The sequence below is a fragment of the Allolucifera butyrica genome (assembly GCF_900476375.1).
In the GTDB taxonomy this organism is placed as follows: domain Bacteria; phylum Bacillota; class Negativicutes; order Sporomusales; family UPPP01; genus Lucifera; species Lucifera butyrica.
The window spans coordinates 26,926-51,639 of sequence record NZ_UPPP01000074.1 but is presented as its reverse complement, the minus strand read 5'-3'; the positions used below and the strand labels follow the sequence as shown (position 1 = coordinate 51,639).

The 24,714-nt window shown below is 50.3% G+C and carries 21 protein-coding genes; 18 read left to right on the top strand and 3 right to left on the bottom strand.

What is annotated here, in order from left to right; all coding sequences use genetic code 11:
- The first annotated feature begins 118 nt into the window (after positions 1-118).
- From LUCIF_RS13305 to LUCIF_RS13255, 11 genes are all read left to right on the top strand, one after another.
- Positions 119-613, top strand: a complete 495-nt coding sequence (locus tag LUCIF_RS13305; RefSeq protein ID WP_122628386.1) for a hypothetical protein — start codon at positions 119-121, stop codon at positions 611-613.
- Positions 597-1,361: a 6-carboxyhexanoate--CoA ligase gene (locus tag LUCIF_RS13300; protein ID WP_122628385.1), complete on the top strand. Its 765-nt coding sequence runs from the start codon at positions 597-599 to the stop codon at positions 1,359-1,361. The genes LUCIF_RS13305 and LUCIF_RS13300 overlap by 17 nt, the downstream gene beginning before the upstream one ends.
- A gap of 1 nt (position 1,362) precedes the next feature.
- Positions 1,363-2,544 (top strand): 8-amino-7-oxononanoate synthase, encoded by a 1,182-nt coding sequence (gene bioF, locus LUCIF_RS13295; protein ID WP_122628384.1) that lies wholly within the window; start codon positions 1,363-1,365, stop codon positions 2,542-2,544.
- Positions 2,541-3,281, top strand: a complete 741-nt coding sequence (bioD, locus tag LUCIF_RS13290; RefSeq protein WP_122628383.1) for a dethiobiotin synthase — start codon at positions 2,541-2,543, stop codon at positions 3,279-3,281. The genes bioF and bioD overlap by 4 nt, the downstream gene beginning before the upstream one ends.
- On the top strand, positions 3,274-4,653 hold the full coding sequence (gene bioA / locus LUCIF_RS13285) for an adenosylmethionine--8-amino-7-oxononanoate transaminase (RefSeq protein ID WP_122628382.1): 1,380 nt from the start codon (positions 3,274-3,276) through the stop codon (positions 4,651-4,653). The genes bioD and bioA overlap by 8 nt, the downstream gene beginning before the upstream one ends.
- A 281-nt stretch (positions 4,654-4,934) precedes the next feature.
- Entirely contained in the window at positions 4,935-6,416 is a 1,482-nt protein-coding gene (locus LUCIF_RS13280) for an L-fucose/L-arabinose isomerase family protein (protein WP_122628381.1), read from the top strand.
- A gap of 186 nt (positions 6,417-6,602) precedes the next feature.
- Entirely contained in the window at positions 6,603-8,318 is a 1,716-nt protein-coding gene (ade, locus tag LUCIF_RS13275) for an adenine deaminase (RefSeq protein ID WP_122628380.1), read from the top strand.
- A 259-nt stretch (positions 8,319-8,577) separates the two neighbouring features.
- Positions 8,578-9,744 carry an efflux RND transporter periplasmic adaptor subunit gene (locus LUCIF_RS13270; protein WP_122628379.1) on the top strand — a complete coding sequence of 389 codons (1,167 nt, stop codon included), beginning with the start codon at positions 8,578-8,580 and terminating at the stop codon, positions 9,742-9,744.
- 11 nt (positions 9,745-9,755) lie between these two features.
- On the top strand, positions 9,756-12,914 hold the full coding sequence (locus LUCIF_RS13265; RefSeq protein ID WP_122628378.1) for an efflux RND transporter permease subunit: 3,159 nt from the start codon (positions 9,756-9,758) through the stop codon (positions 12,912-12,914).
- Positions 12,915-13,014: 100 nt separating this feature from the next.
- Positions 13,015-13,665 carry a TetR/AcrR family transcriptional regulator gene (locus LUCIF_RS13260; RefSeq protein WP_165865997.1) on the top strand — a complete coding sequence of 217 codons (651 nt, stop codon included), beginning with the start codon at positions 13,015-13,017 and terminating at the stop codon, positions 13,663-13,665.
- An 18-nt stretch (positions 13,666-13,683) separates the two neighbouring features.
- Entirely contained in the window at positions 13,684-14,472 is a 789-nt protein-coding gene (locus LUCIF_RS13255) for an inositol monophosphatase family protein (protein WP_122628376.1), read from the top strand.
- On the opposite strand, the gene LUCIF_RS13250 is transcribed toward LUCIF_RS13255, so the two are convergent.
- Complete coding sequence (locus LUCIF_RS13250) at positions 14,469-15,401, bottom strand: AEC family transporter (RefSeq protein WP_207857633.1); 933 nt, start codon at positions 15,399-15,401, stop codon at positions 14,469-14,471. The genes LUCIF_RS13255 and LUCIF_RS13250 overlap by 4 nt on opposite strands.
- Positions 15,402-15,607: 206 nt before the next feature.
- Between LUCIF_RS13250 and LUCIF_RS13245 the strand changes: the two genes are divergently transcribed.
- The 5 genes from LUCIF_RS13245 (at position 15,608) to LUCIF_RS13225 (ending at position 19,745) form a co-directional block, all read left to right on the top strand.
- The gene (locus LUCIF_RS13245) at positions 15,608-16,375 is read left to right on the top strand and encodes a histidinol phosphate phosphatase (RefSeq protein WP_122628374.1); all 768 of its coding nucleotides are present in this window, start codon (positions 15,608-15,610) and stop codon (positions 16,373-16,375) included.
- A gap of 200 nt (positions 16,376-16,575) precedes the next feature.
- Positions 16,576-17,619, top strand: a complete 1,044-nt coding sequence (locus tag LUCIF_RS13240; RefSeq protein ID WP_122628373.1) for a type III polyketide synthase — start codon at positions 16,576-16,578, stop codon at positions 17,617-17,619.
- Positions 17,613-18,131 carry an isoprenylcysteine carboxyl methyltransferase family protein gene (locus LUCIF_RS13235; protein WP_122628372.1) on the top strand — a complete coding sequence of 173 codons (519 nt, stop codon included), beginning with the start codon at positions 17,613-17,615 and terminating at the stop codon, positions 18,129-18,131. Before LUCIF_RS13240 ends, LUCIF_RS13235 begins: the two co-directional genes overlap by 7 nt.
- 278 nt (positions 18,132-18,409) lie before the next feature.
- Complete coding sequence (gene spoVAD / locus LUCIF_RS13230; protein WP_207857631.1) at positions 18,410-19,456, top strand: stage V sporulation protein AD; 1,047 nt, start codon at positions 18,410-18,412, stop codon at positions 19,454-19,456.
- Positions 19,457-19,547: 91 nt separating this feature from the next.
- A complete protein-coding gene (locus LUCIF_RS13225; RefSeq protein ID WP_122628371.1) occupies positions 19,548-19,745 on the top strand; it encodes a DUF1657 domain-containing protein in 198 nt (65 codons plus the stop codon).
- Positions 19,746-19,815: 70 nt separating this feature from the next.
- On the opposite strand, the gene LUCIF_RS13220 is transcribed toward LUCIF_RS13225, so the two are convergent.
- A complete protein-coding gene (locus LUCIF_RS13220; RefSeq protein WP_122628370.1) occupies positions 19,816-21,249 on the bottom strand; it encodes a PIG-L deacetylase family protein in 1,434 nt (477 codons plus the stop codon).
- Positions 21,250-21,416: 167 nt separating this feature from the next.
- On the opposite strand from LUCIF_RS13220, the gene LUCIF_RS13215 reads away from it, so the two are divergent.
- Entirely contained in the window at positions 21,417-22,694 is a 1,278-nt protein-coding gene (locus LUCIF_RS13215; RefSeq protein ID WP_122628369.1) for a TolC family protein, read from the top strand.
- 53 nt (positions 22,695-22,747) lie between these two features.
- On the opposite strand, the gene LUCIF_RS13210 is transcribed toward LUCIF_RS13215, so the two are convergent.
- Positions 22,748-23,146: a hypothetical protein gene (locus tag LUCIF_RS13210; protein ID WP_122628368.1), complete on the bottom strand. Its 399-nt coding sequence runs from the start codon at positions 23,144-23,146 to the stop codon at positions 22,748-22,750.
- A 359-nt stretch (positions 23,147-23,505) separates the two neighbouring features.
- Between LUCIF_RS13210 and LUCIF_RS13205 the strand changes: the two genes are divergently transcribed.
- Entirely contained in the window at positions 23,506-24,633 is a 1,128-nt protein-coding gene (locus LUCIF_RS13205; protein ID WP_122628367.1) for an HD-GYP domain-containing protein, read from the top strand.
- Positions 24,634-24,714 lie beyond the last annotated feature (81 nt).

The following is a 24,714-nucleotide window of genomic DNA, read 5'->3' as shown; positions in this document are numbered from 1 at the left end:
TAATGTTAACGAACAAATTGAAGATGGTTGACATTTTATTTTTATGTCTTTTGTTAACTTGTTATTTTGTTTTGGTTAACCATCCGGGATTTAGTACCGGCAAAGGAGGAGAGAGTGGTTGAGACACATTCGTCAATTGACAGAAACAGGATTATTGGCGGCATTGATTACCATCACCGGGGCCATAAAACTGCCCGGACTGTTTCCGGGAACGGAATTTCAGCTTTCGGCGCCGCTGGCTGTCGCCATATGCGGTGTTTTCGGTTTCCGCCAATATATTATAGCCGGGGTGATCTCCAGCTTGCTGGGTTTGGCTTTGGGCACGCAGAATGGTCTGGCGGTGCTGGTGGCGATGGTATTCCGGCTAACGGCAGGCGGTGTCCTTTATCTTGGCGGTTCGTCCTGGCCGGTGGTGGCCATCGCCGGTCCGGTTGCGTCGGCGGCAGCCAGAATGGTCGTGGGGTTGGTAGTGAATGTTTCTCCCTGGCCGCTGCTGGTGGCGGCTTTGCCGGGAATGGCGTATACAGCCGCCGCGTCCTGGCCTTTAACCCTGATACTGAGAAAGATCAAAAATCAATCAACCAAGGTGATGATCCATGTTATACAGCGTTAGAATGCGGGCGGCTCAGGGCGGTTCGCATGAGCAAGGCGGCAGGCATATATCGGGAGCTGAGCGGCTGGTTCCGGCGGAAGAGATTGCCCGTTTGACCGGGGTAATGATTGAAAGGGCGATGTTACATAGCCGGGGGCGGGCTGATTTTATTAATCTGACCATCGAGGCCATGGAGGCGGCAGCGGTGAAAAAAGTACCCCTGCTGCCGGTCCGGACGGTTGCTGAATCCGGCGTTGAAACAAGCCGCTTGGCGGCCCGGCGAGCACTGGCCGGCTTCGGGGTAAACCCGGTTGCGGCAGAGGCCGGGTTTGAACAATTATTGTCATTGGACGACAGTATGCATGGTGCGATGCTGATATGCTCGCAGACAGGCCGCCGGCTCGACGGGCGTGGTCAGCGGGGTGTCCGTGTATCCCGCATGGATATTACGGAAGAAGCCGCGTACAACAACTGGCTGCGGCAAAACGGACTGAGCGGGATTCATGTGCGGGAAGCGCTGGTTTTAGCCGCCAAAGTAGCGGCGGCAACCGAGGTGGCGGCCGAACTCTGCTGGTCCGATGATCCCGAATATACCACCGGCTATGTTGCCGCCGGGACTGCCTATATCCGCTTTTCCCATTTGAAGCCCTATGGCAGCCCCCGGGGAGGACGGGTATTTTTTGTTAAGCCGGGCAGTGATTTGGACCGTTTATGCGGGTATCTTGAACGGGAGGCCGTTCTGGTCACCGTTCCGGCGGAGGAGCGGTAAAATGAAAGACTGGAAGGAAGCGCTGGCGGGCTTAAAGCAAGAGAATCTGTTCCGGGAGACTTGTTCCTATGCTCCGGAAGACGCGGTGCATGTTCGCCTTGAAGGACGTTCCTACCTTCTGCTGGCGTCCAATAATTATCTGGGATTGACTCATTCTCCGGCGGTGAAGGAGGCGGCCCGGGCGGCCATTGACCGCTGGGGAACCGGTTCGGGGGGAGCTCGCCTGACTACCGGCAGTCATCCCCTTTATGCCGAGCTGGAAACGGAACTGGCCCGGTTCAAAGGAACAGAGGCGGCGGTAGTATTTAATACGGGCTATATGGCCAATGTGGGAACAATCAGCGCGGTAGCGGGAAGCGGCGACGTGATTTTTAGCGACGCCCTGAACCATGCCAGTATTATTGACGGCTGCCGCCTGTCTAAAGCCCGCACAGTTATTTTCCGCCACAACGATATGCCCCATTTAGCCGCCTGTTTAGCGCAGGTTCCCTGCACCGGGCAGCGGCTGATTGTAGTTGACGGGGTATTCAGTATGGATGGTGATATGGCGCCCCTAAAAGAAATCACTCAGTTAGCGGAACGGTATAGTGCCCTGGTTATGGTGGATGAGGCCCACGCCGCCGGTGTAATCGGACCGGCAGGGGCCGGTGCGGCCGCCTACTGGGGCGTCAAGGACCGGATTTCGATTCATATGGGGACCCTCAGCAAGGCGCTGGCGTCGGAAGGCGGCTATGTGGCCGGCAGCAGGGAACTGATTGCTTACTTGGTAAATAAAGCCCGCAGCTTTATTTTTTCTACGGCGTTGTCACCGGCGAGCGTTGCGGCGGCTCTTGCCGCTCTCCGGGAACTGAAAAAGCAGCCTGATTTAGCGGAACGGCTGTTATCTAATGCCCAATTTGTACGCCGGCAGCTGATTGACGCCGGGTTCGCCGTTAGCCGGGAGCCGACGCCGATTATTCCGGTCATGGTAGGTTCAGCGGCCAAGGCGGTGCAGTTGTCCCAGGCGCTGAAGGAGGCAGGCATACTGATTAGTGCCATTCGTCCGCCTACGGTTCCGCCGGATGCCAGCCGGCTGCGGCTAACCGTTTCCGCCGCTCATGAACAGACCGAACTGGCGGCGGCGGTGCAAAAAATAGCCAAGGCGGCGCAGGATTTGGGAGTTTTAAAGGGAGGATCCATATGAAAGGCTTTTTTATAACTGCTACTGATACGGAAACCGGTAAAACGGTAATTACCGGGGCGATTGCGGCGGCCCTGAGAAACCGGGGCATGCAGGTCGGTGTAGTGAAACCGGTCGCTTCCGGCGGTACCGCAGGCGCCGGTGGCCGTCTGCAATCGGAAGACGCGCTGTTTCTGATGCAGGCGGCCGGCATGGAGGCAAGGGATTATTCCACCGTAAATTTTGTATGCCTGAAACCGGCACTTACCCCCGCTGTGGCCGCTGCAGAAAGCGGCATTGCCATTGATATGGCGGCGGTTATTGCCCAATGCCGTTCGGCCGGAGCCCGTTACGACACGGTTCTGGTGGAAGGAGTCGGTGGGATTATGGCGCCGCTGTGGCAGGATTATCTTGTTGCCGACATGATTGAGGAACTGAAGCTGCCCTTGATTATCGTGGCCAATCCCCGGCTGGGGGCCATTAATCATACCGTATTGACGGCCAACTATGCCAAACAGCGCGGTTTTCCCGTGGCCGGCATCATTATCAATCAATGGCGGGAAGAAAGCGCCGGCTTGCTTGAACGCAGCAATATTGCCTATATTAAACGGCTGACCGGTTTGCCGGTCCTGGGATTGTTTCCTTTTGCAGCCGGTGTTTCCGTGCCGCAAAGGAAGACTGAATCGCTGGCCGGGCTGGCGGAACAGCATCTGAGCATCAGCGATTTGTTATGCCGGATGGAGGGGTTAAAGCGTGAATGAGTTTGAAGCCAAGGATAAAGAATTTATCTGGCATCCTTTTACCCAGATGAAAAGCTGGCGGGAAACCCCGCAGACCGTGATTGTGGCCGCGCAGGGGAATAAGCTGATCGACCAGGACGGCAGGGAATATTATGACGGGGTTTCTTCCCTCTGGGTCAATATTCACGGCCATCGGAAAAAGGAAATTGACGCGGCCATTATCGAGCAATTGGGCAAGGTAGCTCACAGCACTATGCTGGGACTGGCCAACGTGCCGGCGTCGCAACTGGCGGAAATGCTGGTTGAAATTGCGCCGGCCGGGTTGCGCAAGGTGTTTTATTCGGATGATGGTTCGACAGCCATGGAAGTGGCGATAAAGATTGCGTTTCAATACTGGCAGCATAAAGGGCTGGGAAAGAAATGCCGCTTTGTGGCGCTGGAGCAGGCGTATCATGGCGATACGGTCGGTACGGTGAGTGTCGGCGGTATTGACTTGTTTCACCGGGTATTTAAGCCCTTGTTGTTTGACCCCATTCAGGTGCCTTCTCCTTCGTGCTACCATTGCCGTTTTGCCGCGTCCCCGGAGGAATGCTGCGGCGAATGCGTTGCGGCCATGGAGAAAGTGCTGGCCGAACAGCATGAGCAAATTGCGGCTGTTGTTCTGGAACCATTGGTTCAGGCTGCTGCCGGAATGTTGATGTCGCCGCCGGGTTATCTGGCTAAAATCAGAGAATTAACCCGGCGCTTCAATGTATTGCTCATTGTAGATGAAGTAGCCACCGGGTTTGGCCGGACCGGGAAAATGTTCGCCTGTGAACACGAAGACGTTAGTCCTGATTTGATGGCCCTTTCGAAAGGGATTACGGGCGGCTATCTGCCGCTGGCGGCCACGCTGACGACAGATGAGATTTATAATGCTTTTCTGGGAGAGATGTCTGACAAGAAAACGTTTTACCACGGTCACTCCTATACCGGAAATCCTTTAGCCTGTGCCGCCGCGGTAGCCAACTTGCGGATTTTTCAAAATGAAAAGGTGATTGAGGCGCTGCCGGCTAAAGTTGAAACCATCCGGCGCTATTTAACGCCCCTGCGGCAGCTGGCGCATGTCGGCGATGTCCGCCAGTGCGGCCTGATTGTGGGCATTGAACTGATGGCGGACCCGGCTAATAAGGTGCCGTATGCCTGGCATTGCGGTATGGGAGCCCAAGTTTGCATGAAAGCCCGGGAATATGGCCTATTTATCCGCCCGGTGGGGGATGTAGTCGTATTTATGCCGCCCCTGTCCACGACCCATGCGGAACTAAAACATATGCTGCAGATCATTTGCCGGTCCGTGGAGGAAGCAACCAGCCGGGAAGCGGAGCCCGTGGCTGTCAGCGGGGCCCATTTTTAAACTTTATTGTATTTTTAATTATTTTTTTACTTAAAGACCGCGATGGCGGTCTTTTTTATAAATTCGTTGTTTTTCCAAAATCTAATTGCCAATTTCAATTACCGAAAACCGCGTCAGCGGTTTTTTCTTTTTATTTGAGAAAATTCTGGAATAAAGCAGGAATTCAATTACTTAATAAAGAACTTAATAAAGAAGTTTGGATAAGAGGTCTGTGCCACCGGTAGGAAGCAGACGGCCGGAGTGGTAAAACCTGATTTATTTATTAAGGAGGTCTCACGATAATGATCAACATTCCTCAGGTAAAGCTTGGCATTGTGGCGGTGAGCCGGGATTGTTTTCCGGTACAGCTGAGTGAGGAGAGGAGAAAAGCCGTAGTGGCGGCTTGCCGGCAAAAAGGAATTGCCCTTGAAGAAATAACGGTTGCCGTGGAAAACGAAAAACACGTTTTGCAAGCGTTGACGGAACTCAAAAACAAAGCGGTAAATGCGCTGGTAGTTTATCTCGGTAACTTCGGCCCGGAAGGCCCCGAGACAATGCTGGCTCAAAAATTCGATGGTCCGGCCATGTTTGTAGCCGCGGCCGAAGAGACGGAGAAGAATCTGGTTAATGGCCGTGGTGACGCATACTGCGGTATGCTGAACGCTTCTTATAATCTGGGACTCAGAAAACTCAATCCCTATATTCCGGAGTATCCGGTGGGAACGGCAGCGGATATTGCCGCTATGGTCGCCGATTTTGAGAATATTGCCCGCGTTTTACTGGGCCTGGCCAAACTTAAAATTTTCGGTTTTGGACCCCGGCCGCAGGATTTCCTGGCCTGCAACGCTCCGATCAAGCCCTTGTATGATCTGGGTGTTGAGATTATGGAAAACTCGGAACTGGATTTATTTGAATCGTTTAATAAACACGAACAGGATCCCCGCATTCCGGCTGTAGTGAAAGATATGGCCGATGAGCTTGGGGCTGGAAACGGCTATCCGGGAATTTTGCCCAAACTGGCGCAATATGAACTGACCCTGCTGGATTGGCTCGAAAATAATCTGGGAGCTTCGGAGTATGGGATTTTTGCCAACAAATGCTGGCCCGCTTTTCAAACGCAGTTTAAGTTTGTTCCCTGCTACGTAAATTCACGGCTGGCTGCCAGAGGAATTCCGGTAGCCTGTGAAACAGACATTTACGGCGCTTTAAGCGAATATATCATCACCTGCGCCACCGGGATGCCGGCTACGCTGCTGGATATTAACAATACGGTGCCTCAGGATATGTTCGACAACAATAAGAGCCGGTTTGCAGGCTATCAGTTATGCGACCTGTTTATGGGTTTCCATTGCGGCAATACGGCGGCATCCTGTATGAAACAGGCGGCTATGAAGTATCAATTGATCATGCACCGGCTGCTGGAACCGGATAAAGAGCCGGATATGACCCGGGGAACGCTGGAAGGCACGATCCGGCCGGGTGAAATCACTTTATTCCGGCTGCAGAGCACGGCGGACAGCCAACTGCGCAGCTATGTGGCGAATGGTGAGGTCATTGACGTGGATCCGAAATCCTTTGGCGCAATCGGCATTTTTGCCGTGAAAGAAATGGCAAGATTCTACCGGCACGTATTGATTGCCAAACGCTATCCGCATCATGCCGGTATTGCCTTTAAATCTGCCGGCAAAGTGTTGTTTGCGGCTATGAAGATGCTGGGTGTTGAAGACGTCGCTTTCAATCAGCCGGCCTCCATGCTGTATAAAGACGAAAATCCGTTTAAATAATTTTCTTTAAAGTACAGGGAAGAAACCGCCGCCGGCTGCAAACGCAGCCGGCGGCGGTTTTTATGGGAATGGAAAGATATTTTTTGAGCAGAAACTGAAAAAAGCAGGAGAAAAAGAATGCTTTCTAGAAATTACCTGAAAATTTAGCGCGATACCGGAACCCGCGCTCACGTAAGGTGGGATAAGGTGAAAGCAGTAGAAGCTTTAATTGCTGTGGCCAGGGGGCAGACCAAGGCTGATTTGGTCTTGAAACATGCCCAGGTGTTTAACGTATTTACCGGTAAATTCCACCGCAGTGATGTGGCTGTTTGCGGTGGCTATATTGCCGGCGTGGGTGATTATACAGGATACGAAGAAATAAACCTGGAAAGGAAGTATCTGACGCCCGGCTTTATTGACGGTCACGTGCATATTGAAAGTTCCATGGTCAGTCCGGTTGAATTTGCCCGGGTTGTGGTACCCTGCGGTACAACCACAGCGGTTATTGATCCCCATGAAGTGGCCAATGTGGCCGGCGCGGCGGGCATTCGCTATATGCTGGACGCTTCGGAAGGTTTGCCGCTAACTGTTTTTATGATGCTGCCGTCTTGTGTGCCGGCCAGTACTATGGAAAATTCCGGCGCCAGATTGCTGGCGGAGGATCTGACCCAATTTATTGAACATCCCCGTGTTTTGGGTCTTGGTGAATTAATGGATTACGGGGGCGTTCTCAAGGGAGATTCCATTATTTTGGATAAACTGAAGCTTATGCCGGCCAAGCGGGTTGACGGTCATGCGCCGGGTCTTGCCGGGAAGGAGCTGGCTGCTTATGCTGCGGCCGGTATCAAGTCCGACCATGAGTGTGTAACACCGGCCGAGGCCAGGGAACGGCTTGCTTTAGGGATGTATGTAATGCTCCGGGAGGGGTCGGCGACCAGGAACCTTCTGGACCTGCTGCCGGTTGTAGACCAGTACACGACCCGGCATTGTTTATTTGTCACCGATGACCGTCATCCGGCCGACCTGATTTCCCTCGGTCATATTAACCATATGGTACGGCTGGCCGTGAAGGCAGGATGCGACCTGGCGCATGTCCTGCAAATGGCCACAATCAATACAGCGGAATATTTTCAATTGAAGGAATTGGGAGCCATTGCCCCAGGATACCGGGCCGATATGCTGGTGTTTGACGATTTGTCTACCTGGCGTCCCGCCACGGTTTTTAAAAACGGCCGGGTTGTCGCCCGGGAGGGTTCGCCGTTATTCGGTGGACGTAAAACGGCTGAACAGGCAATCCGGGATTCGCTCAGATTGAATATGCCTTCCCGGGAAAAGTTGAAAATTCCCGCCCATTCGGAGAAGGCGCTGGTAATTGGTCTTGTGCCGCATCAAATTATAACGGAACGTTTAGAAATACAAGCACCTATTCAGGATGGCGGGTATATCGCGGACCCGGCGGTAGATCTTTTAAAGCTGGCAGTCTTTGAGCGGCATCATCATACGGGCAATGTTGGCAGCGCACTGGTCAAGGGACTGGGACTCCGCAGTGGGGCCATCGCGTCTACCGTTGCGCATGACTCGCATAATTTGATTGTCATTGGCGCCGATGATGATGACATTTTACTGGCGGCGCGGGAAATCAGGCGTATCCAGGGCGGTATAGCCGTAGTAAATCAGGGACGGGTCCTGCATTCCCTGCCGCTGCCGCTGGCCGGACTTATGTCCGAGCAGGATGTATTTACCGTGGAAAAAGAATTATCCCTGCTCAGACAGCTTGCGCGGGATTTGGGAGTGAAACCGGAGTATGATCCGTTTATGACCTTGGCGTTTTTAAGTCTGCCTGTAATACCGGCATTAAAATTGACCGATTTGGGACTGGTTGATGTGGCGGAATTTTCTCTGACGCCGGTATCCCGGAACTAAAAACGGCTACGGAATTGTTTTGGAACTACATACCGAAAAAAATAGCCGACAGGGAGGGAGGAGTTCATTGCCGGGCGTCGAAATATACATATCTGACTAACCATTCAGTTAAATAAAATGGATAGAAACTTATGGTCAATGAGGTGTGATGCAAAAAATTATCAATTGGGTAAATACCGGAGCGAGCAAAAAGAGAGCAGGCTCGCGACTATTTTTTGTAACGTTCTTCGCTTGAAAAATTGAAGGAGGAGTTGAATTTATGTCTTTAAAGGACCGGAAATATCAATGGCCGCATTTAAAACTGGCTATGCTGCTGGTGCTTGTCACGCTGACAGCGGCCGGCTGCGGCAATAAGCCGGCCGCGCAAGGGCCTGCCCCAGTGGGAGTCAAGGCAATGCAGGTCATTCAGAAAGATACACCCATTACCTACGAGTATGTTGGTCAGGTGGTAGCCAAAAACGAAGTAAAAATTATGGCGAAAGTAGCCGGTAATATTGTGGCTAAAATGGTGAACGGCGGGGAAACCGTACATAAAGGACAGCCGTTGTTTCAAATTGACGATAAGCAATACAAGTCGGCCATACTGGCCGATCAGGCGGCCCTGGCGCAGTCCGAGGCGGCGTACAATAATGCCCGCATGGACGCGGAACGCTACCAGCAATTGGTAGCGCAAGACGCCGTGGCCCAGCAAACAGCCGATACGGCAGATGCAACGGCCAAGCAAGACGCCGCTGCGGTGGAAGCGAACCGGGCCAAATTGCAGCAGGCCCAGGAAGACCTGCAGGATACGCTGATTGTTTCGCCCGTTGACGGACGCATTGATGTAAATGATTTAAGCGCCGGCAACTATGCTGTGGCAGGATCGACGGTCCTGGCTACGGTGTCATCCGTGGATCCGGTCTGGGTCCAGTTTAGTATGAGCGAAAATGATTATTTAAAATTCATGCAAACAGGAAACGGAACGCTGCCAAGCAGTTTTAAGGATAACCTGAAACTGACCTTGAGTGACGGGTCAACCTATCCGCTGACCGGGAAAGTCGAGCAAATCGACCGGGGCATTAATCAAAATACGGGTACCATTACGTTGAAGGCTGTTTTCAGCAACCCGCAGAAGCTACTGCTGCCCGGCATGTTTGCCCGCGTTGTGTCAGAGGGGGAAGTCCGTAAGGGAGCACTACTGATTCCGCAGCGGGCCGTGCAGCAAATGTTAGGCAAGAACTTCGTTACCGTTGTGGCGGAAGGTGACAAGGCGGAATCGAGGGCCGTCAAGCTGGGACCCAAGGTAGGCGATTTGTGGATTGTGGAAGACGGCCTGGCGCCAACGGACCGGGTGGTTGTGGAAGGCTTGACCAAACTGCAGCCGGGAGCCGCCTTGAAAGTGACCATGATTGGGCTGGATGATTTGAAAAATCCGGCTCAGCAATAGGGGGTAGTCTGGTGGCTAGATTTTTTATTGAGCGGCCTATTTTTGCCATTGTATTGTCCATAATCATTACGCTGGTAGGTTCCATTGCCGCATTTAACCTGCCGATTGCCCAATATCCGCAAATTGCGCCGCCGACCGTCCGGGTCAGCACCACCTATCAGGGAGCGAATGCCGACGTAGTGGAACAGACGGTGGCCCAGACGATTGAAGAACAGGTTAACGGTGTGGAAGACATGACTTCTATGCAGTCCACGAGCACGGATTCCGGCACCTATACGCTAAATGTTCAGTTTGAGGTCGGTAAAGACCCGGATATTGCCACGGTGCAGACCCAGAACCGGGTATCCCAGGCGAATCCCAGTCTGCCGGACGATGTACAGCAAACCGGCGTAATTACCCGTAAATCTTCCCAGGACATGTCGCTGATTTTTAGTTTGTGGTCGCCGAATAATACTTATGATATGACTTTTTTGAAGAATTACGGCACCATTTATCTGGAAGATGCGATCAAGCGGGTTAAAGGCGTAGGCAATATTATGGAATTCGGTTCCGACTTTGCCATGCGCATCTGGCTGCAGCCGGATAAAATGGCGCAGTTGGGAATAACAACGGCGGATATTAAGAGCGCTATTCAAGCGCAAAATGTTCAGGCCCCGGCCGGCGGAATCGGCGAAAGGCCGGCGCCCCAAGGACAGGAATTTCAGTATTCGGTCCGGGTGAAAGGGCGGCTGACGAAACCGGAAGAATTCGGCAATATTATTATCCGGGCCAATTCGGACGGTTCGTTCGTCCGGATTAAGGACGTTGCGAAGGTGGAACTGGGCAGCAACAATTATGACTTCGATGTCCAGTTTAAGGGGCATCCGACGGCCGGTTTTGCCATTCAGCTGACCAGTGACGCCAATGCGCTGCAAACAATCAGCAATGTGAAACAGGTTTTGGCGGACGCTGCCAAGCGGTTTCCGCCGGATCTGAAGTATAATGTTGTAGTTGACAATACCGAATTCGTCAGAGAATCCATGAAGGAAGTCGCTAAGACTTTTGCGGAAGCATTGCTGCTGGTACTCTTAGTGGTATTTTTGTTTTTGCAGACCTGGCGTGCCACGCTAATTCCAATGCTGGCGGTGCCGGTATCTCTGGTTGGGACCTTTGGCGCATTTAAGGCTCTCGGATTTTCGATCAACACCTTAACGCTGTTCGCCATGGTGCTGGCTATCGGGCTGGTGGTGGACGACGCCATCGTGGTTATTGAAGCGGTAGAGCATCATATGCGTTATTCCGGACTGAGTCCGAAAGAGGCAACGAAACGGGCCATGAGTGAGGTGTCCGGGCCGGTTATTGCCATCGCCTTCGTGTTGGCTTCCGTATTTTTGCCGGTTGCCTTTTTTGGCGGCACCATGGGCGTGCTGTATCAGCAGTTCGCCTTGACAGTCGCCGTATCCATGGCGCTGTCGGCGATTGTGGCGCTGTCGCTGACACCGGCGCTCTGCACGCTTTTGTTAAAGCCGTATAATCCCGATGCCCATAGCGGCATCGTCGGCCGGTTTTTTGACCGGTTTAATATTTGGTTCGAAAAGACGGTGGAACGGTATGGCAGGGGACTGGGTAAAATCATTCCCCGGGCCCGCCTGGTGATTGTCCTGCTGGCCGTATTGGTAATCCTGGCCGGAGGACTGGCGCATTTTGTCCCTTCTTCCTTTGTGCCGGACGAGGACCAGGGATTTGCTATCGCTTCTTTGACTTTGCCGGAAGCGGCCAGTATGGACCGTACCGAGGCGGCGCTGAATAAACTGGTGAAAATGGTCAGTGCTCAGCCGGGGGTTGAGGACGCTATGGCGATTACCGGCTATGATCTGATCGGCGGCGGTACAAAATCCAATGCCGGAACCTTGTTTATCCGGCTGAAACCGTGGGCGGAGCGTCAGGCGCCACAGTTACAGATAAAATCGGAAATTGGCCAGATCTTTATGAATGCCGCTAAGCTGCCGGAAGGAAGCGTGATTGCTTTTAATCCGCCGTCTCTGCCGGGGCTGGGGATGGTCGGCGGCTTTACGCTGATGCTGGAAGATAAAGGCGGCAGCTCGATTGATGATTTGAACAATACAGCCCAGCAATTTTTGGCCGCCGCCCGTAAACGGCCGGAGATCGGCATGATTTATACCCAGTTTAAAGCAGATACACCCGGCTATCAGCTGGATGTCGACCGTGACAAAGTAGAAAAACTGGGAATTCCGATCAGTGATGTGTTTACGGCGCTGCAGACTTTCCTGGGTGGCGCTCAGATCAATGATTTTAACGAGTTCGGGCGGACTTATAAAGTCATGCTGCAGTCGGAGATGAAATTCCGTGATGATATTGATGCGACGCGGCTTCTGTACCTGCGGAGTTCAAACGGGACCATGGTGCCCCTAAACACCCTGCTGAAACCTAAATCAATCAATTCAGCTACCATGATTACCCGCTACAACGGTATGGACGCGATTCAAATCAACGGCAATCCGGCTCCCGGCTATAGCTCCGGCCAGGCCATGACCGCGCTGGAAGAAGTAGCGGCTCAGACGCTGCCGAGCAGTTATGGTTACGAGTGGTCCGGACAAAGCCGGGAGGAAAAAATTTCCGGCAGCCGGGCGCCCATTGTGTTTGGCTTTGCCATTGTGTTTGTCTTCCTGTGTTTGGCAGCTTTGTATGAGAGCTGGAGCGTTCCTTTTGCCGTTTTGTTGAGTGTACCTACGGGAATTTTTGGCGCTTTTCTCTTCCAGTACCTGCGCAGTCTGGAAAACAGCGTATATATGCAGATCGGTTTAGTTATGCTGATTGGGTTGGCGGCGAAAAATGCCATCTTGATCGTTGAATTCGCCAAGGTCAGGGCGGATAAAGGCATGAATCCCGTCCAGGCGGCGATCGAAGCGGCTAAAATCCGGCTGCGGCCAATTCTTATGACTTCACTGGCATTTATTATCGGCTGCGTGCCGCTGGCAATTGCCACGGGCGCCGGCGCCGGCGCCAGAAATTCAATGGGAACGACGGTTGTGGGCGGCATGCTCATGGCGACCTCTTTGGGAATCTTTCTCATTCCGGTGCTCTTTGTCGTAGTGGAAAAAATAACGGCAAAAATCCATGGACATCGGCAGCAGACAAACGATTCAGGAACTCCCCCGATTTCCCAGTAAGGCTTTACTTGTTCAAGTAAATACTGTGTGAATGGGCCAATGCCCTACAGTTTATCACTGTAGGGCATTGGTCAAACTAATAATTATATTGGAGGAAATCATGTTAGTAAGCCAACCCGGGGATAGCGGTGAATCGAAGAAAAGAATACTGGATGCTGCTAAAGCGGAGTTTTCCCATAAAGGCTTTGAAGGAGCCCGCGTTGATAAAATCGCCGATAAAGCAGGCGTTAATAAAGCGTTAATTTACTACTATTTTAAAAGCAAAGACAGGCTGTTACAGGAAATTATTTCAGAATTTTTTGATGAACTGTTACAGCAAATGAGTTATTTGCCGGTGAATGACTGCTGCAGCGAGGAATACCGGCAGCAGGCGTTTGAGCGGTTGTATTTGTTTATGAATCAAAGAAAAGCGGTGATACGCATCATTCTGGCCGAAATGGCCAAAGGGGCCGCAATGGCCGACCGGATTATAACCGAGAGTGAAGCCGTATTAGCTTTGTTTGCCAAAAAATTAGAAGAAAAGGGAATTTTATTGGACAACCGGTCCATTCATTTTAAGCTGCGTAATATTTTCTTTGGCATCACGCCTATGCTGATGTTTACGATTTTAAAAGAACCGATGGCCCGGCATGTGCACGCCTCTCAGGAAACGGTTGTCCGGGAATTTAAAAATATCGGCGAGCAAATAAACCAGGGCTGGCTTGAACAATTAATTGACACGACCGGCCAGGATTCAGCGAGTCATAGTTGAAAAGGAGGAATTTTGGGCATGATTGAATTATCAGTGGCGTTGGCAAGCGCAGAAGAAATTGCCCGGTCTGTCGGCCAAATGCAAAAGGAACGGCTTGGCCGGAAGGACCTCCGGATCAGCCGCAAGTCCAGCGGTATCGATTTAGTAACAGATGTGGATAAGAAGTCGGAGGAGGCTATTATCCGGTTTATAAAAGACCGGTATCCGTCCCATGCCATTCTGGCGGAAGAATCGGGACGTTCGGATAATGAATCGGACTATGTCTGGGTGATTGACCCTCTGGACGGGACCACCAATTATGCTCAGGGGTTGCCTGTGTTCTCCGTTTCCATCGGGCTTACCTACCGTGATGAGGCCGTTCTCGGCGTCGTTTATGTACCGGTCATGGACCAGTCGTTTACGGCAATTAAGGGACAAGGTGCCCGCTTAAACGGCGAACCAATCCAAGTTGCCGCTAAGACGGAACTTTTGGAAAGTGTTCTAGCCACCGGATTTCCTTATGATATTGCTGATCATAAGGATAATAACGTGAATTATTTTAGTGATCTTGTAGTGAAGGCACGGGCGATCCGGCGTATGGGCTCGGCGGCGTATGACCTGGCTTGCGTTGCGGCCGGTAAATTCGACGGTTTTTGGGAGATGGGCCTGAATCCCTGGGACATCACTGCAGGGGTCCTTCTTGTTGAGGAGGCCGGGGGACAAGTGATTCATTTCCGTTCGGACCGTAAAATTTCTCTTATTGCCGGCAACGCCGTTCTTTGCCAAAAAGTGCTGGCGGAAATTCGAAAGGTTGACCAGCAAGGTTAGCCGGGAAGATGCTGCAGAATCGTCATGTAAAGGGGAACGACCAGAATAGTCAGGAGGGTTGTGACCAGTGTCATAACTGCGGCATAGCGGTAGTCTGATTTATACTGGCGGCACATGATGGAGGTTTGCGTCATGACCGGCATTGCTGCTTGAATGACAAAAACATTTTTCATTAACAGCGGGATAGGAAACAAGGCGGCTACCCCAAGTACGGCCAGAGGCGATACGACAAACCGCCCTAACAGAATGGCGATCATATCTTTGTTAAATCGAATTTCCTTGAATTTCACCTGAAATAAGGCGATGCCGATAAACAGCATGGACAGCGGGGTGGTCATACTTCCCAGGTATTTGGAGGTATCGGTAATAAACGGCGGTAAGTGAATTCTTAATAAAATGAAGAGAATTGCGCAGAGAAAACCCAGTAAAGGCGGCGACAGAATTTGCCGTAACGTATCCAGGCTCAACAGGCTTTTGCCGCCGCCTGTTCCGTCGGCACGGATGCCATGCAGTCCGATTGTCCAAAAGGTAGTGGTGTTGGCAATGTAGTAAAGAAGTACATAGGGGAGACTCTCCGGGCCAAACAGGGCCAAATTGATGGGTAAGCCGATAAATACGGAATTGGATGAAAAAAACATGGAACGAAAGGTGCCTTGATGCTTCGGTTCGATTTTAATGGCGCGCGAGACGGTATAGCCAATGGCATAGCATAATGCTATGGAGGCAAACGGAACGAGGAGTCCGCTGCTCAGTTCGACCAGTTTATCGTGATTAAAACTGCTCATAAGATTCCATAACATATAGGCCGGCAGAGCGATATAACTGACTAAACGGGCGAATAAGCGGCCTGATTGCTCGTCAAACCATTTGTGCGCCGTTAAAATATAACCGATTGACACCATAATAATAATACTTAAAATGCTTTCCATAGAATTGAGAAATGTCATGGATTAAAGCCCAGCTTTCTGTAATTAGATTCAGTCCGTGACGCAGAAACGGCAGCAGAATTTTGTTGGTTTTCATGCGTACCAGACTTTAAGATAACATATCCTAATTCTATCATGCCGGCAAACTATGGTAAACCGGAATTGTCCGGCTTATAATTTATATTGAGCGGAGAAGTAGGAGGGTCGCTATGCTTTTTGATACGCATATTCATACTCAATATTCGACAGATTCCCGGATGAAAATAGAAGACGCTGTCAAGGAAGGAAAGAAGCAGCAGCTTGGTCTTGTGATTACCGAGCATATGGATCTGGACTATCCCCGTCCGGAAGCCTTCGTTTTCGATGTGAACCGGTATTTTCAGGAATACGAACAATATCGGGGTGACTCGGTGCTGTTAGGCATTGAGCTGGGAATGCGTCCGCATGTGGGGGAAGCAAACCGGCAAATTATTGCCGGGCATCCCTTTGACTATGTAATCGGTTCGATTCATCTTGTTGACGGTTTGGATATCTATTATGAGGAATTTTACCGGAATCGCAGTAAACAAGAGGCATACAACCGCTATTTCGATTCAATGCTGGAGTGTTTGAAGTTACATGATTTTATTGACAGCCTGGGTCATATCGATTACATTGCCCGCTATGCCCGGTATCAAGACCCGGAAGTGTATTTCCGGGATTTTGCCGAGCGAATTGACCAAATTCTAACAGTCCTGGTGGAACGGCAAAAAGCGATTGAAATCAATACCCGGCGATTTGACCGGCAGCAGGTTGTTGAGTCTTTACTGCCAATTTACAAGCGGTTCGGCGAGTTGGGCGGACGCTGGGCAACCATTGGGTCCGATGCCCATGATGCCGCCGGTATCGGCAAGGAAATTGCCGCAGCCCGGGAGATTGCCGAACGGTGTAATTTAAAAACCGTCTATTACAAGCAACGTGTTCCAATTGAACAGTAGCACACAAAAAGGACTGCCTGTAGGCGGTCCTTTTTGAAATATAAGTATATTTTGAGCAGGTTTCCCCGCGCCCGGAACCCTGCGCTACGAGCCGAAAGACCGCGTTAGCGGTTTTTCTTAATGCATCATTATTGGCTAACAAACATATAAATTAGCATTGGTTTTGTCCGATTCCAGGAAAACGGTAAGGATGTGATTGCATGGCTTGTAAGATTGCCGGCTTAGGAACAGCTGTCCCGCCTTATAAAGCGGAACAAGCGCAGTTAAAGAAAATGACCTCTTTGATGTTTAAAGAGGATGTCGCCAACTTGGACCGTCTGTTGTCTATTTTCGACAATGCCTGTATTGAGGCCAGGTATTTGGCACAGCCCTTGGAGTGGTATGCACAGGCCCATTCTTTCGCTGAAGCGAACGCCCGCTATTTGGAAGTTGCCCCGATTCTGGCTGAACAGGCGGCAACGGCGGCTATACAGGCAGCCGGCACCGACCCGGCTGAAATTGACGCTATTTTGTTTGTTTCTTCGACGGGAATTGCTACACCTACCATTGATGGAAAATTGATACAAAAGCTGGGATTATCCCGTCATACCAGACGCCTGCCTATCTGGGGACTGGGATGTGCCGGCGGGATCGCCGGCCTGGCCAGAGCGGCCGAATTGGCCCGGAAAACTCCACAGGGTAAGACCTTATTGGTTGCCGTCGAATTATGCAGTCTTACCTTTCAAAGAAACGATTGTTCCAAATCCAATATTGTCGGTTCCGGCTTATTTGGCGATGGCGCCGCTGCCGCCATTCTTGCCGCCGATGGAACCGGACCGGAAGTTTTGGGAAGTTACAGTACTCTTTTCGACGCTTCGGAGGACGTCATGGGCTGGGATATTGTTGACAGTGGTTTTAAGGTGAGATTTTCCCGGGATATTCCGGCTATTGTGAGAAAAAATTTGCCGTCACTGGTTAGGAAAGCCGGTGAATTCTGGAAAATGGATCCGGCAACAATCCGGTATTATGTTGCCCATCCCGGTGGAGTTAAAGTTTTGGAAGCTTATGCCGACAGTCTTGGACTGGCTAAAGAGCAACTGGCAGCGGCTTATCACATTCTTGCCGCCTATGGGAATATGTCCAGTGTGTCCGTATTGTTTGTTTTACAGGAATTTTTACACCGGCAGGCCGCGACTGGCGACTACGGCGTGATGCTGGCTCTGGGACCGGGATTTTGCGCCGAGCAGGTACTATTCCGATGGTAGTAAAAATCGTAATGGGTCTGGTTCTGATTTTGGCAGCGGAGCGATGCATCGAACTCTCGATTGCTTATCGTAACCGGCGCTATCTAATGAGTCTGGGGGCCCGGGAATTTGGCGCGCGCCATTATCCGCTTTTTTTTGTTCTTCATGGCGGATGGCTGATAGGCTGGCCGGCGGAAGCCCTTATTCGCGGCGCCGCTGTTAGTGACTGGTGGCCTGCCTGGGCAGTATTGCTGATTACTGCTCAGAGTTTGCGGTATTGGTGTATTCTCAGTCTGGGAAAATGTTGGAATACGAGAGTCCTGGTGCTGCCGGGAAGTCCGAAAATTTACGCAGGGCCCTACCGCTATCTGTCGCATCCGAATTATGGCGCGGTAATTGTTGAACTGGCCGTTGTTCCGCTCCTCTTTCAAGCGTGGATTACGGCTATCGTAGCGTCGGCGGCCAATTTTCTGCTGCTTTGGAAATTGAGGCTTCCCGCGGAGCGGCAGGCACTAGAATTACTGAAAGATTAGTGCCTCCTTGTCACAATTTGATTTGAATCCAGTGGTCTGTAAACCCTAATTCTATAGTGTTCTTACGAGAAGTTTTCCGCCCTGCTTTGTTGTCGTCGGCTTACAGATTTCCGATATGCGCGCCTCCTCCGCCTCACAGGACGAAAAACCTCTCGCAATTCATCCTGTAGCTTTAGAGTTTACAGACCACTAGTTTGTCCACTGTTGCAACCAATTACAAAACGGAATTTTTAACCGGCGCGAATTATTTTTTTCCTGGGGGCTTACAATAAGAAAACATGAAAGTTGAATTTATGACGGAGCAGGGGGAGAATACGTTGCAGAAAAAACAAGGCAAACAAAGCATTGTTTTTGCTGTTCCGCCGTACGTGACCGGAACGGCTAATATTGTCGGTCCCATGGAAGGACAGGGATTGCTTGCTTCCTATTATGACAAGATTATGGAAGATACAATCGGTCAGCATCCCAGTTGGGAAAAATGTGAATCCTTTATGCTGGAATGGGCTGTCAAAGAAGCCGTAGCCAAAGATAGCAGCCAAATGGATGAGATTGATTATATACTGGCAGGCGACCTTCTTAACCAATTAATGTCGACCCATTTTGCCATGCGGAGCTTGGGTCGTCCGTTTCTGGGCTTGTACGGCGCCTGCTCAACCTTAGCGGAGGGCCTGCTTCTGGGCTCTGTTTTACTTGACGGAGGGTTTGGCAATAAAGTTGCGGTGGGAGTTTCCAGCCATCATGATGCTGCCGAACGTCAGTACCGGTTTCCGACGGAGCAAGGTGTACAACGTCCCCCCATCTCCCAGTGGACAGTTACCGGTGCGGCGGGGACGGTACTGTCATTGACCGGTCAGGGACCGCGGATAACCGTAGCGACGGTAGGGAAAATTGTGGATCTGGGCATCAAGGACCCGAATGCGATGGGACCGGCCATGGCCCCCGCTGCTGTTGACACACTGTGGCAGCATATTCAGGATACAGGCCGTCAGCCTGCCTACTACGATATGATCTATACCGGCGATTTGGGAAGGGTCGGCAAGAAGCTGGTTATTCAACTCATGCAGGAGAAGGGACTGGATATAACCGCCAACTATGAAGATTGCGGCTGCATGATCTACCGCGGGGAACAGGACACACAATCGGGGGCAAGTGGCTGTGCAAGTTCGGGTATAGTCTTTACCGGTTATTTATACCGGCAATTACAGGCCGGCAACTTGAAAAAAATTTTGTTGATGGGTACGGGGAGTCTACATAGCACGACCTCCTATCAGCAGAAAGAGTCTATCCCCTGTATCGCCCATGCGGTTGCTATTGAGGCAGAGTAAAGTAGACTGCAGCCTGCAAATTCCACTTATAAATTGAACAACAGAGCCGAATACTATCATTGGTTCACCAAAAAAACAAGGAGGAAAGCGAATGACCGTAAAAAAAGATTTACAAAAAGCAGTCGCTGCCGCTGAGTCAGCCAAAGGAACGTATGCTGCCTTTGCGCAGTCTACGGAAGATAAATCGGCGCAACAAATGTTTGAGCAAATGTCCAATGATATGGATCGCCATATTAGTCAATTAAACAGCCGGCTGAGTTCTACGGCGGAAAATCAAATGCAGGATTGAATCATGTTAAAAACGGGAGAAGCCTTGAAGGCTCTCCCGTTTTTATAGGGTCATACACTAGATAAGTAGGTTAAATTTCCCCGTTCAGTATCGGTTGCCAGGCGCTGTGATTAATTACAGCGCCATAATGATCTTTCGTTATTGCACGCAAATAAAAAAAAGCAGGTGGATGCGAAGGAAACGGTAATTTTATAATAACGTCCTCCTTGTAACGGAAGATGTCTGAGGGGGGAATACTGGCTTCGGAATTATCGAAAGAGAAGGCTTTGTAATCCCGTTTGTATTGGCCGTCGCCGGTCCGAAACCAACTGATAACAGCTAAGTGATATCCGTTCCGGGTAGCGGAAAATCCGGTAATTGGCAGATGCAGCCATAATGACCGGTCCTGGATAAGGCCATAGACCGACATGATTTTCCCCTTTTGTTCCAGAGCGCTTAACGGATTTATACCTGCCGGATTTTCCAGCAACAGCGGAGCTTGCTGCCAGGAAGACAGGTTCCGCAAATCTAGTGTGGACGATACCGTTGCGATGGAAGAAATATTCGGTTCGGCAAATAATTCGTTTTGGCGGGTAAAACTGTTTAACAACCCGGCCATGATCGGCACTTTGATTTGACTCCGGTACTCTTCGATGGCCGTTCGCTTTAGGTTTTTCAGTTCCGGCGGCAAAGGATAAACATGCCAGACAGAGGGATATAACAGGGCAAGAGGTTTCGGCGGTAAGAGCGAAGCATTGGGTAAATACCCGTGGGGAATCGGATAATCGCCGCGATGAACCAAATAGGTAAAAAAGTTTGGCACCTCTAATTGGCCGCTCAGCTTATTTTCAAGGACTGCAGCCAAGATAAAGGCCCAAACGGCGGCGTGGTCGGGGTGCTCATCATTGGGATGCGGGGCAAGAATATAATTCGGGGCAAAGGACAGAATGATTTTCTGTAAATCATTCAACAGGTTTTGACCGGCATAAACGGCACCGGGATGAAAGGTGGCCGAATAAGGAGAATGATTGTATTGCGTATATCTGGATGTATACGGACTTGCTAAATCCCAGTTTGTTTCCCATAAGCTGGTTATACCCCGGTCGGGATAACCGAGAAACAAAATGTCCTGTGCCGGTACTCCCAATAAAGCCAGCGCCCGTTTGGATTCGCGCTGACGTGTATAGCCCGATTGCACGTAATCTTCGCCTGTTAACAATAAGCGTTTGAATTCTTCCTCTGTAGCGAAGGTAAAACCGTCGCCGTTGGTAACAATGACAACCCGTACGTGACCGCCGGCCTGGATTACGTCGTGGATCATACCGGCGGTACCAAGCGTTTCATCATCACAATGGGGAGCTATGACCAGCAGGCGGGTATTGGCATTAATGGGCGGCATTGCCTGCATAGGCAAACCCGGCAGGGGCTTTTCCTGATAATAAAAATAGAAATAGTCCACGGCATAGAGAAGCAGTGGGACGGCTACCAGTAAAATTAGCCAGTAATAAAAGGGTCGTACGCGCATAACAGACCTTTCGTAGGTGTTTTATGTTAGTATATCCCATCTTAGACCGGGTTATGAACCGGTTTTTGATCCTGTCACATTTACCCGGTAGACTAAAGGCCTAAACAGTGTTATTATAAAACATGACTGACTGGTCAGTCGTATATTGCGGCAAGGGGAGAAAGAACATGATGCGGAAGCAGATGTGGAAAAGGCATTTGGCGGTAGCGTTTAGCGGCGGATGGCTTTTGTTGAATGCGACGGCAGCTTGGGCTGATGCCCCAATGTTGTCATTGGATGACAGTGTTGCTATGGCTTTGAAAAATAATCCCAGCATCCAAATGGCAGTTGACGATAAAGAAAAAGCAGCATGGGGAATTAAGCTAGCTCAGGCGGGAAAAGAACCAACCTTTTCTCTCGGCAGTTCCGCCACCCGCGGCAGCGCCAATTTGGAAACTCCGGCGGGAAACCTGTTTAGTACATCCCTGAAGCTCAGCGTACCCCTATATACCGGCGGCAGAGTGGAAGGGTCGGTAGAAGAGGCAAAATTAAACGCTCAGGCAGCGGATTTAGGCGTGGAGACGGCCAGAGCACAGGTCAAACTGGATGCGACAACTGCCTATTTTGATGTTCTCCAGGCGCATAACATGGTTCAGGTTAACCAGGAAGCACTGGATAATTTGAATGGGCACCTGGAAAATGTGCAGGCCCAGTATGATGCCGGCACCGTCGCCAAAGTGGATGTACTGCGTTCCGAAGTAGAAGTGGCAAATGCCCGGCAAAACTTAACAAAGGCGCAAAATGATTATAATGTTGCGGTGGCCAGTCTAAATAATACAATTGGAATCCCGCAAAGCACACAAAGTATACTGAAAGATGAACTTACCTACACTCAATTTGATTTACCTCTGAACGAGTGCATTCAACAGGCATTGTCCAACCGCCCGGAAGTCGGGCAGTCGGAGGATACGGTGGCGGCGGCTAAAGCAGGTGTGAAAGTGGCCGACAGTTCCGGAAAACCGACGATAGCCTTAAGTGGGTTGCAAGGCTGGAGTGGTCCCGAATTCTCCAGTCAGGATAGTAACTGGTCCATAGGCATTAATGCCAGTTGGAACATTTTTGACGGCGGATTGACCCATTCTCAGGTTAAGCAGGCCGAAAGTACTCTTGATAAAGTAAAGGAACAGGACAAACAAAACCGGGATGCGATCGAACTGGAAGTCCGTCAGGCGTATATGAATATGAAAGAAGCGGAAAGCCGGATTGAAACGTCCAAAGTAGCTGTCGATAAAGCGGAAGAGGACGTGAAAATTGCTCAGACAAAATATGCGGCCGGAGCAGGCACGAACCTGGATGTAATTGATGCCCAACTGGCTCTGACCCAGGCTAAGACCAATTATGTTCAAGCCCTCTACGATTACAACGCAAATAAGGCTAAGTTGACAAAAGCGATCGGTGAAAGATGAGTAAACAATAAAAGGGACCTTCAAAAAGCGTTTTTGCTTTTTGGAAGGTCCCTTTATTGTTCTTCTTTCATATAATGTTTTGGTATCCGGTTGGTATCAATCGGTTCAGACAGATAGATAGGCTGTTTAGTAATTGTATGGCCGGGAAAGCCGTGTTCATGGGAACGGATGGTGGTGAGCACCTGGCGGATATTTTTGGTCCGTCCGATGACTTCATTGCAAGTTTCGCAGCGAATGATGCAGCCCGACCAAAGTGGTATACAGCCTTGTCTGACAAAGGACTGTACAATTTCTTTCATTTGCAGATAACCGCCATAATCTTCGGCAAAAGCCAGATGGCCTGTTTCCAGGCAATGAAGTTCCGCCGTTGTAACAGCTTCTTTTTCTGTAAGCAGTCCTAGTGGTGTGATCGCATTGTTGCAGTCATTACACACTACATGCCAGCCAAACATAGTTTCCCCCCCCGTTGGTGATTTTGATAATATACCCGCAAAAGAAGGGGAATATGCTTTACTTTCTTGGATGATTTTGGCGATCTAAAAAGGATTTAGGCGAAATGTCCAAGAATAAATAGAAAGTATTGCTAAAAAATTATGATACCAAGAAAGTATTTTACTTTTCGGCTTTCTTAAGAAGCATGTGTTATTCTAGAAACAACCCGAAAAGTTATACTTTCTGATCCCAAGAAAAATGGGAAGGCAACGAGGGCGGATGGAACGAAAAATAAGTACGAAGGGAACCGAAGGCATGGTTAACGATACAAGAAAGACCCGGCCCCAAATAAATACCGGTGAATTGAAGGGCGTTGTTTATGCAGCGAATTTCTATTGATGCATTAATTCCGGGAATGGTGACTGCCCGGGACATTTTCAGCGCCGAAGGGAGAATCCTGCTGGGGCGGGGTGTATTGCTGACCCAGCGGTATATTCAACGTTTACGGGAGCTGGGGATTTATTCAGTCTATATCCAAAGTTCTTTAGCGGCAGACGTTGTTATTCCGGAAGTTATCCGGGAGGAAACGCGGATTAAAGCCATCAAACAGGTGAAAGAGGCATTTGAGAAATTCCGCGGCGGTTTTCATCATGACTTTTCCAAATTGAATGCGGTTGCCCGGAATATTGTTGATGAAATTTTACAGCATGGTGAGCATATGGTGCACCTGACGGATATCCGGCAATATGATGAATATACTTTCGGTCATTCGGTGAATGTTTGTATTCTTTCCGTACTGACAGGGGTCAAACTGGACTATCCTTACGGCCGGCTCCGGGAATTGGCCCTGGGAGCTTTACTGCATGATATCGGCAAGTTGGGTATACCAAACGAAATATTGAATAAACAAGGCACTTTGACAGCGGCAGAAATGGAATTACTCCAAAAGCATCCCGATATGGGCTTTGATATGTTACGGCGGAATCCCGACCTGCAGATTTTATCGGCCCATGTCGCTTATCAGCATCACGAACGGATGGATGGAAGCGGTTATCCCCGCCGGCTAGCCGGCGACGATATTCATGAATTTGCCCGCATCGCCGCTATTGCCGATGTATATGATGCTTTGACCGCCGACCGGGCCTACCGGAAGGCATTACCGCCGCATAAAGCCTATGAGATTTTAATGGCTACGGCCGAAAAGCATTTTGATCCGGATATATTGCATGTTTTTTTGAGTAATATAGCGCTTTATCCCGTAGGGTCGATTGTAAAATTAAATACCGGCGAAACCGGGGTTGTCCTTAAAGTAACACCGGTCTGTCAGGAGCGTCCGCTCATCTACATTGTTACCGATGCGGACGGTTATTTTGTCCCAAAGGGTAAGGAAGTTGATCTGGCCCAATACCCGGAATTATTTATCAGCAAGATTTTTAAGATGGAGGAAGTGCTGGATTTATTACAAAAGCTGCATACATTTGACTCGAAGAAACATTTTAATGGGTAAATGAAGTTGAAAAGAATTGGGTCTTTCTTTCTCAGGAGAATTATTGTCGGGTAACAGAGAAAATGCGGATATTTGACAGAT